Origin of the sequence: Dyella sp., assembly GCF_035277725.1 — a bacterium.
GTDB lineage: Bacteria > Pseudomonadota > Gammaproteobacteria > Xanthomonadales > Rhodanobacteraceae > Dyella_B.
The window spans coordinates 1-11,783 of record NZ_DATEJY010000240.1 but is presented as its reverse complement, the minus strand read 5'-3'; the positions used below and the strand labels follow the sequence as shown (position 1 = coordinate 11,783).

The following is an 11,783-nucleotide window of genomic DNA, read 5'->3' as shown; positions in this document are numbered from 1 at the left end:
GCGCCTGCCGCGCGCCACGTTCAACATGGATATCCCGTTCGCGCGCTGGTACGACTTCGGCCTGAACAGCGAAGCGGTGAAGTTCCACAAGTTCAATCAGGTGGAAGGTTCGCGCATCGACCTGTATCCCTACGTCGATGCGGATTTCCAAGGCCCGGCGTGGTTCGTGCGGCCCAAGCTGGCGTATCGCTATACCGGCTATTCGCTCGATTCGGGCTATCAGCGCTACAACTATTACGGCCAGGTAGGCACGGCCGGCACCTCTCCGTTCACCGAAAGCAACCCCAGCCGCGCGCTGCCGATCGTGAGCCTGGATCAAGGCCTGATCTTCGAACGCAACACCTCACTGTTCGGCAGCAACTACACGCAAACGCTAGAGCCGCGGCTGTATTACCTGTACGTGCCATACCGCAACCAGAACAACCTGCCGTTGTTCGATACCGCGCCGATGGCCTTCGACGACTGGATGCTGTTCGCGCCGAACCAGTTCTCCGGCGCGGACCGCCAGATGAATGCGAACAACCTCACGGCGGCCGTCACCACCCGCTTCCTCGATGACGGCGGTGTGGAGCGCATCTCGGCGACGTTCGGGCAGATCCATTACTTCACGCCGCAGCGCGTGCAGACCCCTTGCACGCTCACCAACACCACGAGCGCCAACGTCAACGGCTGCTCCCCGGCCACCAATTGGAGTGGTTCGGATTACGTGGCTGAGCTCAGCACCCAGCTCAACGACCAGTGGACGGCCAACACCGAATACCTGTGGAACCCAAACACGCGCCTGACCGACCTGGGCACGTTCACGTTGCAGCGCCGGCTGGGCTTCGACGGCATCCTCAACTTCTCCTACCGGTTCCGTCGCGGCCTGGTGGAACAATACGACGTGTCGGCGGTCTATCCGCTCTCGGAACGCTGGCGCCTGATCGGCGACTGGACTTACTCGGAACTGGACAAGCGCACCGTGGAAGCCCTGGCCGGCGTGCAGTACGAAGGATGCTGCGTAAAGGTAAGCGTGGTGGCCCGCCACTACGTGACCGGTTACTACGGCGTGGTCACCGCCCTGCCGCCAGGCCAGACGGCCCCACGGAGCGATACTGCCATCATGTTCCAATTGGAATTCAAGGGACTGGGAACCTTCAGCGGCCAGACGGAGAGCGTGCTGCGGCGTGATATCCTTGGCTATCAATAAGCGCGCCCAGCAGGCTCGGGCGCCCTCGAAAAAGCGGCCTTCCCAAACCGTTTTTTGAGCCGTTACTTGAGCAACACCGTTACCAACCCTTCGCCACCGGCGACAGAAGGCTGTTCACTGATGAAGCAGATTTTTGCGATGTTCCTGCTGACGATCGTCATGGCGATCCCGTCGCTGGCCCAGGCTCAGCTCCTGGCGCCGCAACCGCAGGACTCGACCAATGGGCCCATCGATCGCATCGTCGCCGTCGTGGAAGACGAGGTGATCCTGCAGAGCGAGCTCAACGACGCCGTCGCCGCCATCCAGCAGCAATACGCCAACCAGCCGGGCCAGCTGCCGCCCATCGACGTGCTGCGCCGGCAGGTGCTCGATCGCCTGGTGCTGATGAAGCTGCAGTTGCAGCGTGCCGATGACCAGGGCATTCGCGTTTCCGACTCCGACGTGGACCAGGCCGTGCAGGCGGTGGCCGAGCAGAACAAGATGACGGCCGACCAGCTGCGTGCCGCCGTCGAGCAGAGCGGCATGAGCTACGCCGCCTACCGCCAGCAGCTGCACGATCAGCTGGTGGTGCAGAAACTGCACGAGAATGTCGTGCGCAGCTCGGTGTCGGTGACCGATAGCGAAATCAACAACCTGCTCAACAGCCCGAACTACAAGGCCGGCGAAGTACATCTGGCGCACATCCAGATCAGCATTCCCGGCGGCGCCTCCGCTGCCGATATCCAGGCCGCACAGACCAAGGCCGAGCAGGCGCTTGCGGCGATCAAGGGCGGCATGGCGTTCAAGGCCGCGGCGATCCGCTTCTCCGACGCGCCGGACGCGCTGGACGGTGGCGACCTCGGCTGGCGTCGCCTGGACGAAGTGCCCTCGGCCTTCGTCGATACCATCAGCGGTCTCAAGGCCGGCCAGGTCAGCGGCATCCTGCATGGTCCCACCGGCTTCCACATTCTTCAGCTGATCGACCAGCGCGCGCCGTCCAAGCAGATGGTGACGGAATTCCATGCGCGCCAGATCCTGATCCGCCCGAGCGAACTGCTGTCGGAGACGCAGGCGCAACAGAAGGCGCAAGACCTCTACAACCGCATCGTCAACAAGCACGAAGACTTCACCAAGCTGGCGAAGGATAATTCCAACGACGACACCACCGCCAATGCCGGTGGCGACATGGGTTGGTTCCAGCAAGGCGATTGGGGCACGCTGATCGGCCAGAAGCTGGCCGACATGAAGGATGGCGAGATCGCGCCGCCGTTCCAGAGCGAGGCCGGTTGGCACATCCTGCAGCGCCTCGGCACGCGCAACAGCGACATGACCAGCGAGATCGCACGCAATCAGGCACGCCAGGCCATCGGCAACCGCAAGGCCGACCAGGCTTACGAGGATTTCCTGCGTGACCTGCGCTCCAGTTCGTACGTGAAGATTCTCGTGCCGGAACTGGAAGAACCTGCCTCCGACAACGGCAAGGCATCGTCGTAATGGCGATGTCGCGCGGGTAAGCCGTGAACAGTCCCGCACTGCCACGGCTCGCCCTGACCGCCGGCGAGCCGGCGGGTGTCGGTCCCGAGCTGCTGATACGATTGGCCGCCACGCCGTTGGCGGCCAATTTCGTTGCGATTACCGATCGCGGCTTGCTGGAACGCGCTGCCGAACGCTGCGGCACATCCATCCAGCTGCTGGATGACGACGGCGCCGATATTCAGCAGCGCCCGCCCGGCATGCTACGTGTCAAGCATGTTCCGCTGGGCGAACCCGAAGTACCCGGCCATCCCGATCCGCGCAATGCCCGCCACGTGTTGGCCACGTTGCGCGAGGCCGCGGATGGATGCCTGAGCGGCCGCTACGCCGCGGTGGTGACGGCGCCACTGCAGAAATCATCGATCAATGACGCCGGTATTCCTTTCAGTGGCCATACCGAATTTTTTGCCGAACACAGCCGCGCCGATGTGGTGATGATGCTGGCGAGCCCGGAACTGCGCGTAGCTCTGGCCACCACGCACTTGCCATTGCGCGCCGTATCCGCCGCCATCGATGCAGCATCACTGGAGCGCACATTGCGCATGGTGCATCAGGAGCTGCGCACGAAGTTCGGTTTCGCCGATCCGCGCATCGCCGTCCTCGGCCTCAATCCGCATGCCGGCGAGGGCGGGCATATCGGTCACGAGGAAATCGACACCATCATCCCGGTGATGAACACGCTGCGCCGACAAGGTATGCAATTGCTCGGCCCCATGCCGGCCGATACGGCGTTCGTTCCTGCCCAGCGCGAACGCTACGACGCCGTGCTGGCGATGTATCACGATCAAGCCTTGCCGGTACTCAAGAGCGAAGCCTTCGACCGCACGGTAAACGTCACGCTCGGCCTGCCTTTCATCCGCACCTCCGTCGATCACGGCACCGCCCTCGATCTTGCCGGCACCGGCAATGCCGATCCTTCCAGCCTGATCGCTGCGGCGCGCATGGCGATGGAACTGGCTGCGCACCGCACATCATCATGAACGCACCTGCCCGTCCCAAAAAAAGCTTCGGCCAACACTTTCTGCACGAACGCCGCTACATCGAGCGCATCGTGTCCGCCGTCTCGCCGCGCCCGGATGATTTTCTGGTGGAAATCGGCCCCGGCGAAGGTGCGCTGACATTTCCGCTGCTCACGGTGGCACGCAAGCTCACCGCGATCGAACTCGATACCGATCTGATCCCGCGCCTTCAGCAACAAGCGGAGGGCATCGGCGAATTGTCGATCGTGCACGCCGATGTATTGAAAGTGGATTTCACTGCCATGGCAGCGCGCGCCGGCGTGCCGCGGCTGCGCATCGCCGGCAATCTGCCGTACTACATCTCAAGCCCCATCTTGTTCCATTGCGTCGATCACGCCGACGCGATCACCGACATGCATTTCATGCTGCAAAAGGAAGTGGTCGATCGCATGGCGGCGGAACCCGGCAGCAAAGTGTATGGACGGCTATCCGTCATGTTGCAACTCGCCTGCCGCGTCGTGCCTTTGTTCGATGTGCCGCCAGGCGCGTTCCGGCCACCGCCGAAGGTGGATTCGTCCGTCGTGCGGCTGGTGCCGATTCCGCCGGAAGAACGCCACGATGCCAATCCGGCGCGCCTGCATGCCATCGTGAAAGCCGCCTTTGCGCAGCGTCGCAAAACACTTTCCAACGCACTGCGGCAACTGATGGATGCCGAGGCGATTCGGCAGGCGGATGTCGATCCCAAGGCGCGCGCCGAAACGCTTGCCCCTGGCGACTTCGTAAGGCTCGCCAAAATCCCGCCAGCTTGAACCCGAGGGTTTGACGCACAGCGGGCTGTGGACCGCGATCTGGCCACATCTCATCCAACCTACGTGGCGTCCCGAGTCCCGCTACAATGCGATGCATGAAAGACAAATCCCCCTACACGATCGACGTGCAGGTGCAAACCCGTTTTGTCCCTGACCAGTCCGCCCCCGACGAAAATCGCTACGTCTTTGCCTACACGATCAGGCTGCGCAACGCCGGGGGTCTGCCGGCGCGCCTCCTCACCCGTCACTGGGTGATCACGGATGCCAATGGCAAGGTGGAGGAAGTGTTCGGTGAGGGCGTCGTAGGTGAACAACCGTGGATGCGTCCGGGCGACGATTACGAATACACCTCCGGTGCCGTGCTGGAAACCGCCGTCGGCACGATGCAGGGCAGCTACCAGATGATGGCCGACGACGGCACGCGTTTCGAAGCGCCGATTCCGACCTTTACGCTATCCATTCCCCGCACGTTGCATTGACTAAGGACCCGTCCATGACACGTGCGCGGCAGATCTCACAGGCGAATCGCTGATGGCTATCTACGCAATCGGCGACGTCCAAGGTTGCTACCCGGAACTCCAGCGCCTGTTGGAAAAGTTGCGCTTCGATCCAGCAGCGGACCAGCTATGGTTCTGCGGTGACTTGGTCAATCGCGGCGGCCAATCACTGGACACGCTGCGCCTGGTGCACTCGCTGCGTGACAACGCGGTGGTGACGCTAGGCAATCACGATCTCAGCCTGCTTGCCATTGCACAACGCAAGCAAGATGCACAGGCGCGCGTAAATCCCGAACTGCGTGAGGTGCTGTTTGCCGAAGATGCATCCACGCTGCTTGATTGGCTGCGTATTCAAAAGCTGTTGCATCACGACGAAACCATCGGCTGGACGATGGTGCATGCAGGCCTTGCGCCAAGCTGGACGCTGAAGCAGGCGCAGCGCTGCGCATTGGAAATCGAACGCGAACTGGCCAGCCCCCGTCATCAGCGGCTGCTCAAGAACCTGTTCGGCAATCGACCGGCTGCGTGGGCGAGTCGCTTGCAAGGGATCGAGCGTATGCGCGCCTCGATCAATACGCTGACGCGCATGCGCTTCTGCGATGTGAACGGCCGTATCGACTTCGAAGGCAAGGGTGCACCTGGCACGCAAAAGCCCGGCATGTATCCCTGGTTTGAAGTACCCGGCATGCGCAAGCGCGAAACGCGCATCGTGTGTGGCCACTGGTCAGCGCTTGGCCGCTTCGCCGGCATGGGTGTTTACGGCATCGATACCGGCTGCGTATGGGGCGGCAAACTCACAGCGCTGCGACTGGATGGCGAGGAGCCGCAGTACACCACGGTGGATGCCGAGCCGCATCGAAAACGGACGCCGGGCGAGGACTGAACGGCCGACGCCGGTTGGGGTATCAACCCCAACGCAGGCATGTTTCCGACATCTTGAGGTTGGGGTTGGCACCCCAACCCGCGAATCAGTTCAGCTGCCCGTGGCAGTGCTTGTACTTCTTGCCCGAACCGCACGGGCACGGATCGTTGCGGCCCACTTTGGGGCCCGTGACGACCGGCTCCAGCGTCGCCGCATCCTGCTGGGATGCTGGTGCATCCATCCCCAACGCACCACCCGCCGGCGCACCGCCGCCAGTGGCCTGCATCTGACGCGCCATGCGTTCGGCAAGACGCTGCTGCTCGGCTTCCATGGCAGCAACTTCTTCTTCGCTGCGAATGCGGATGCGCGCGAGCATCTGGGTGACCTCGGTCTTGATGCGCGCCAGCATCTGCGAGAACAGCTGGAAGGACTCGCTCTTAAATGCCTGCTTGGGATCCTGCTGCGCATAGCCTCGCAGATAGATGCCCTGGCGCATGTAATCCATGCTGGAAAGATGTTCTTTCCAGGCATTGTCCAGCACGCTCAGCATGATGTGCTTTTCGAGCTGGCGCATGGTTTCCGCGCCGATCTGCTGTTCCTTCACCTGGAACATCATAGTGATCAGGTCGCGCACATGCTCCAGCACCGTGTCGGAATCGGCTTCCGACTGTTGCTCCAGCCATGGTTTGAGTTCGGCCGAAATGCCGAAGTCGCTTTCCAGTTCGCGCTCCAGGCCTGCGATATCCCACTGCTCGTCGATGCTGTCGGCCGGCACATGGCGGCGTACCAGATCGACGACCACGTCTTCGCGAATGTCGGCGATGGTGGCGGAGACGTCTTCTTCTTCCAGCAGTTCGTCGCGCTGACGGTAGATCACTTTGCGCTGGTCGTTGGCAACGTCGTCGTATTCGAGCAGGTTTTTGCGGATGTCGAAGTTATGCTGTTCGACCTTGCGCTGCGCCTTTTCGATCTGCCGGCTGATCATGCGATCTTCCAGCGCCTCGTCCTCCTTCATGCCGAAGCGCTTCATCCAGCGGACGAGGCCTTCGCCGCCGAAGATGCGCAGCAGGTTGTCCTGCAGCGACAAATAGAAACGCGAGGAACCCGGGTCACCCTGGCGACCGGAACGGCCGCGCAGCTGGTTGTCGATACGGCGGGATTCGTGACGCTCGGTGCCGACGATATGCAGACCGCCGGCGTTGATGACTTGCTCGTGGCGCTTCTGCCATTCCGACTTGACGCGCGCACGGTCCGCGTCGGTGGCATCCTCACCCAACGCGTGTAGTGCTGCTTCCAGGCTGCCACCTAGCACGATGTCGGTACCGCGGCCGGCCATGTTGGTGGCGATAGTGACGGCACCGGGCATGCCGGCCTGCGCCACGATGTGCGCTTCGCGCTCGTGCTGCTTGGCGTTGAGCACTTCGTGCGGAATCTTTTCCTTGCGCAGCAGGTTGGACAGCAACTCGGACACGTCGATCGAGGCCGTACCAACCAGCACCGGCTGCCCGCGCTTGTGGCAATCGCGAATATCCTCGATCACCGCCTTGTACTTCACGTCCTGGCTGAGAAACACCATGTCCGGGTTGTCTTTGCGGATCATCGGCTTGTGGGTGGGAATCACCACCACTTCCAGGCCGTAGATCGTCTGGAACTCGTACGCTTCGGTGTCCGCCGTACCGGTCATGCCGGCCAGCTTCTTGTACATGCGGAACAGGTTCTGGAACGTGACCGTGGCCAGCGTCTGGTTCTCGCGCTGGATCGGCACGCCTTCCTTCGCTTCCACCGCCTGGTGCAGACCGTCGGACCAGCGGCGGCCCGGCAGCGTGCGGCCGGTGAATTCGTCGACGATGATCACCTCGCCATCGCGCACGATGTAATCGACATCGCGCTGATAGATCGCATTCGCGCGCAGCGCCGCATTGAGGTGATGCACGATGGCGAGATTGCGTGCATCGTACAGGCTGCTTTCCGGATCGATGACCTTCGCCTGCTGCAGCAGTTCTTCGGCGTGCTGCATGCCCTCTTCCGAGAGGTGCACCTGCTTTTGCTTTTCGTCGACCCAATAGTCGCCGGGACCGTCTTCCAGTTCCTGGCGAGTCATGCGCGGCACGATCTTGTTCACCGCGATGTAGAGCTGCGGGGAATCCTCGGCCGGGCCGGAAATGATCAGCGGCGTGCGCGCTTCGTCGATCAGGATCGAGTCCACTTCGTCGACGATGGCGTAGTGCAGGCCGCGCTGAACGCGCTGGTCCTTGGACAACGCCATGTTGTCGCGCAGGTAATCGAAGCCGTATTCGTTATTGGTACCGTAGGTGATATCGGCGGCGTAGGCGGCGTGCTTGTCGGCCTGATCCATGCCGGGATACACCACACCCACGCTCATGCCCAGGAAGTTGTAGAGCTTGCCCATCTGGGCCGCGTCGCGCTTGGCCAGATAGTCGTTGACCGTCACGACGTGGGCGCCCTTGCCCTCAAGCGCGTTGAGGTACACCGGCGCGGTCCCTACCAGGGTCTTGCCTTCGCCGGTACGCATTTCGGCGATCTTGCCCATGTGCAGCACCATGCCGCCGATCAGCTGTACGTCGTAATGACGCATGCCGAGTACGCGCTTGGCGCCTTCGCGCACCACGGCGAAGGCTTCAGGCAGCAGCTTGTCGAGCGCCTCGCCATTGGCCAGCCGCTGCCTGAATTCGTCGGTCTTGCCACGCAGGGCCTCGTCGCTGAGCTTCTCGAACTCAGGCTCAAGCGCGTTGATGCGCGCGACGGTTTTGGACAGCTGGCGCAGTACTCGTTCGTTACGGCTGCCAAAGAGGCTCGTCAGGGCACGATTAAGCATCGATCTTCCGGATCTGGAAACTGTGGACGCCCACCGGGGTCGATCCGGGCAGGCAAAGGTTTGATGATACTAGGGATGCTCTGGTCTATTCCACGCGCTCGTCATGGTGCTCAGAAGGCCCGCAGAGTGTGCTGCGCGACGCAGAGCAGAGCAGACTGGCCGTCTGCTCAAGCCGCGCGGCGCAGTCTGCGGTCGTTCTGGGCGTCATGCCGGGTGCGTGGGATAGATCGGAGCGTCCCTACGGTCCGTCAGGTATCCCAAACGCGGGAAATCACGACGAACCAGGCACAGGGGTGGCGGTACGGCGCCCCGCTTTCAAGGGTGCCGGCCGGGGCTTGCCCAGGTTGCTCAGCGATGATTCTTGACGTACGCGAGCGGATTGACGACGCGGCCGTTGTACCAGACCTCGAAATGCACGTGCGAACCGGTGGAGCGGCCACTGGAGCCGGCCTCGGCGATCTCGTCACCCACGCGCACGTGCTGGCCGGGATGCACCAGCAGCTTGCTGTTGTGGGCATAGCGGGTCATGTAGCCGTTGCCGTGGTCGATTTCCACCACGTTGCCGTAGCCGCTGCGTACGCCGGCATAAGTCACCATGCCCTCGGCCACGGTACGCACCGTGCTGCCATAGGGCACGGCGATATCCAGGCCAGTATGGCGAGCGGCAAGGCCATCAAAAGGGTCGGCACGCACGCCAAAGTAGGAAGAAATATAGCCATCCGCCGGCATGCCGGTGGGCTTGAGGTTCGAATCGATGCGCGCATTGAGCAGCAGACTCTGCATCGCGCTCAATTGCGCCTGCTGCGTTTCGAACTGAGTCGCCAGCTGGCTGATGCCGCTATCCAGCGTCTGCGGCAAGGCGTAGGCGCTGCTGCCATCGGTGACTTCCACACCACCGACCGGCGGCGGCTGGTCGAAGTTGAATTCGTTGCTGTCGAGCTTGCCGACCTGCACCAGGCGCTCGCCCAGGGCATTGATGCGCGTGGCCTGCGCCTGCAACTGACCGAGCTTGATGGCCAGCGCATCGAGCTGGCGGTGCGCGTCGTCGCGCAAGTCACCCAGCTGTTTATCTTGCATCTTCACTTGTTGGTGCAGCGAGTCGATCTCGGCCAAGGCACGATCGCGGGGACTAGCTACTGCCAGTGCGATACCAGCGCCGATACTCGCCAACGCCAGCACCACAGCCGCACCGATTCCGCATACACGCCAGCGCAAACGGGAGTTGGTGAGGTCCAGAGTTTTCGGCACCTTCCCTGCGCGAGAGACGAGTATGATCTGCATGTCGTTTCCGGTTCGAAATTTTTCACTACTGATGCAACGCGAAGTACCCGCTTTCCAACGCACCGATCACGGGCCGCAACCCATTACCGAGGTCGGTCCTGTCGCTGCGCTGGCCCACAAAGCCGGCAAGCTGGAAGCGTTGGACCGCGCATTACGCCAGACGTTGCCATCGCCCCTGCGCGAGCAGGTCAGATTCGCGAATCTGCGCGACGACCGCCTTGTTTTCCTGGCTTCCTCGCCGGCTTGGGCATCGCGTTTGCGCTTGCAACAGGCGCAAATCCTCGCTGCCGCACGCGCCATCGGCGCACATGCCAGCTCAGTTACCGTGAAAGTGGCCCCCCTTCCTCCGCCCGACCCGCAGCCGGAGCAATCAAAACCGCTTTCCCCCGCTGCAGCGCTTCATCTGAAGGCCGCCGCGGGCTCCATCCAAGACCCTGAATTACGGGCCATGTTCCTGGCGCTGGCGTCCGTCGCCGAAACTGCTGATTCCACCCCCTCCACACCGCCCTGAGCTGCAGGCGCTTGGCTCCAACGAGAGGCGTACAACCGCCTGCCCCGATGCGGAAGTCGGTTTTATACCACGGCCTGCCCCACCCAGGTCTCTATGCCGCGTGGTCATAACGTGAATCAGCGGGCGACAAAAATGTGATGCAATCCACAAAAACAAACAGACCGGGCTCGATGGCCCGGTCTGGCGGTAGGAATCGGCATTTTTTTGTCAGATCGCTTGGGCGGGATGCGCGTAGGAGATCGGAGCGGTGGCCGGGTCGTCCTGATAGCTGACTTCTTCCCATGCCGTGGCGTCGGCCATCAACGTGCGCAGCAGCTTGTTGTTCAACTCGTGGCCGGACTTGTGCGCGTAGTACGCGCCGATCAGGCTGTGGCCAAGCAAGTACAGATCGCCGATCGCATCGAGGATCTTGTGCTTGACGAATTCGTCTTCGTAACGAAGGCCATCTTCGTTGAGCACGCGATAGTCATCGAGCACCACGGCGTTGTCCATCGAGCCGCCGAGCGCGAGATTGTGTTCGCGCAGCATCTCGATATCGCGCATGAAGCCGAAGGTGCGTGCGCGGCTCACTTCCTTGACGAAGGACGTGGTGGAGAAGTCGATCTCCGCGCGCGAAGTGCGCTTGGAAATGATCGGGTGGTTGAACTCGATCGAGAAACCGACCTTGAAGCCTTCAAACGGCTCAAAACTGGCCCATTTATCGCCTTCTTGCACCTTCACCGGCTTCTTGATGCGGATGAAGCGCTTCGGCGCGGACTGTTCTTCGATGCCGGCCGATTGCAGAAGGAAAACGAACGGACCGGCGCTGCCGTCCATGATCGGGACTTCCGGCGCGGACAGATCGACATATGCATTGTCGATGCCTAGGCCCGCCATCGCCGATAACAAATGTTCCACGGTTGAAACACGTACGTCACCGTTTACCAGCGTGGTGGACAAACGCGTGTCACCTACGTGATCGGGACGTGCATGGATTTCAACCGGAGGATTGAGATCGGTGCGACGGAAGACGATGCCAGTATTCGGTGCCGCCGGACGCAATGTCATATAGACCTTGTCGCCGGTATGCAGACCGACGCCGGTGGCACGAATGATGTTCTTCAACGTACGCTGCTTAATCATTTATTGGGTACCTATAGGGGCAGCAGCCAATTCGAGCTGGGATGCTAACACAGTCTTAACCTGCGGAAAAACAAACCGTACCGTATTGAACGGACAATCCTTCATTTTCCTTTCATCAAATAATGCGATTCATTCGCATCCCGATGCTGCAAGCACTATAGGCAAATCAAGCACTTGCGATTCGACACAGAACCCCGCGCCGGGG

At 61.7% G+C, this 11,783-nt stretch carries 10 protein-coding genes; 7 read left to right on the top strand and 3 right to left on the bottom strand.

Annotated features, from left to right (window positions below; translation table 11 throughout):
- From lptD to VJR68_RS19710, 6 genes are all read left to right on the top strand, one after another.
- The coding region (gene lptD, locus VJR68_RS19735; RefSeq protein ID WP_324150419.1) for an LPS assembly protein LptD at positions 1 to 1,189 on the top strand (1,189 nt) is incomplete at its 5' end.
- A gap of 120 nt (positions 1,190 to 1,309) precedes the next feature.
- Positions 1,310 to 2,662, top strand: coding sequence for a peptidylprolyl isomerase (locus VJR68_RS19730; protein ID WP_324150418.1), 1,353 nt, complete (start codon positions 1,310 to 1,312; stop codon positions 2,660 to 2,662).
- Between the two features lie 23 nt (positions 2,663 to 2,685).
- Entirely contained in the window at positions 2,686 to 3,681 is a 996-nt protein-coding gene (pdxA, locus tag VJR68_RS19725) for a 4-hydroxythreonine-4-phosphate dehydrogenase PdxA (protein ID WP_324150417.1), read from the top strand.
- Positions 3,678 to 4,469 carry a 16S rRNA (adenine(1518)-N(6)/adenine(1519)-N(6))-dimethyltransferase RsmA gene (gene rsmA / locus VJR68_RS19720; protein ID WP_324150415.1) on the top strand — a complete coding sequence of 264 codons (792 nt, stop codon included), beginning with the start codon at positions 3,678 to 3,680 and terminating at the stop codon, positions 4,467 to 4,469. Before pdxA ends, rsmA begins: the two co-directional genes overlap by 4 nt.
- Positions 4,470 to 4,564: 95 nt before the next feature.
- On the top strand, positions 4,565 to 4,948 hold the full coding sequence (gene apaG, locus VJR68_RS19715) for a Co2+/Mg2+ efflux protein ApaG (protein ID WP_324150414.1): 384 nt from the start codon (positions 4,565 to 4,567) through the stop codon (positions 4,946 to 4,948).
- A gap of 52 nt (positions 4,949 to 5,000) precedes the next feature.
- On the top strand, positions 5,001 to 5,849 hold the full coding sequence (locus VJR68_RS19710) for a symmetrical bis(5'-nucleosyl)-tetraphosphatase (protein ID WP_324150413.1): 849 nt from the start codon (positions 5,001 to 5,003) through the stop codon (positions 5,847 to 5,849).
- 85 nt (positions 5,850 to 5,934) lie between these two features.
- Here VJR68_RS19710 and secA read toward each other — a convergent pair whose 3' ends face one another.
- Together secA and VJR68_RS19700 are read right to left on the bottom strand one after the other, a co-directional pair.
- Entirely contained in the window at positions 5,935 to 8,664 is a 2,730-nt protein-coding gene (secA, locus tag VJR68_RS19705) for a preprotein translocase subunit SecA (protein ID WP_324150411.1), read from the bottom strand.
- Positions 8,665 to 9,012: 348 nt separating this feature from the next.
- Positions 9,013 to 9,945, bottom strand: a complete 933-nt coding sequence (locus tag VJR68_RS19700; protein ID WP_324150410.1) for a M23 family metallopeptidase — start codon at positions 9,943 to 9,945, stop codon at positions 9,013 to 9,015.
- Positions 9,946 to 9,976: 31 nt separating this feature from the next.
- On the opposite strand from VJR68_RS19700, the gene VJR68_RS19695 reads away from it, so the two are divergent.
- On the top strand, positions 9,977 to 10,456 hold the full coding sequence (locus VJR68_RS19695) for a DUF721 domain-containing protein (RefSeq protein ID WP_324150421.1): 480 nt from the start codon (positions 9,977 to 9,979) through the stop codon (positions 10,454 to 10,456).
- 207 nt (positions 10,457 to 10,663) lie between these two features.
- Here the strand turns inward: VJR68_RS19695 and lpxC are convergent, their stop codons facing one another.
- A complete protein-coding gene (lpxC, locus tag VJR68_RS19690) occupies positions 10,664 to 11,578 on the bottom strand; it encodes a UDP-3-O-acyl-N-acetylglucosamine deacetylase (protein ID WP_324150408.1) in 915 nt (304 codons plus the stop codon).
- Positions 11,579 to 11,783 lie beyond the last annotated feature (205 nt).

What these genes read in the sequence shown, in the direction of transcription:
- VJR68_RS19730 (WP_324150418.1), top strand. Translation starts at nt 1,310, where the DNA reads ATGAAGCAGATTTTTGCGATGTTCCTGCTGACGATCGTCATGGCGATC.
- rsmA (WP_324150415.1), top strand. Translation starts at nt 3,678, where the DNA reads ATGAACGCACCTGCCCGTCCCAAAAAAAGCTTCGGCCAACACTTTCTG.
- apaG (WP_324150414.1), top strand. Translation starts at nt 4,565, where the DNA reads ATGAAAGACAAATCCCCCTACACGATCGACGTGCAGGTGCAAACCCGT.
- VJR68_RS19710 (WP_324150413.1), top strand. Translation starts at nt 5,001, where the DNA reads ATGGCTATCTACGCAATCGGCGACGTCCAAGGTTGCTACCCGGAACTC.
- secA (WP_324150411.1), bottom strand. Translation starts at nt 8,664, where the DNA reads ATGCTTAATCGTGCCCTGACGAGCCTCTTTGGCAGCCGTAACGAACGA.
- VJR68_RS19700 (WP_324150410.1), bottom strand. Translation starts at nt 9,945, where the DNA reads ATGCAGATCATACTCGTCTCTCGCGCAGGGAAGGTGCCGAAAACTCTG.
- VJR68_RS19695 (WP_324150421.1), top strand. Translation starts at nt 9,977, where the DNA reads ATGCAACGCGAAGTACCCGCTTTCCAACGCACCGATCACGGGCCGCAA.
- lpxC (WP_324150408.1), bottom strand. Translation starts at nt 11,578, where the DNA reads ATGATTAAGCAGCGTACGTTGAAGAACATCATTCGTGCCACCGGCGTC.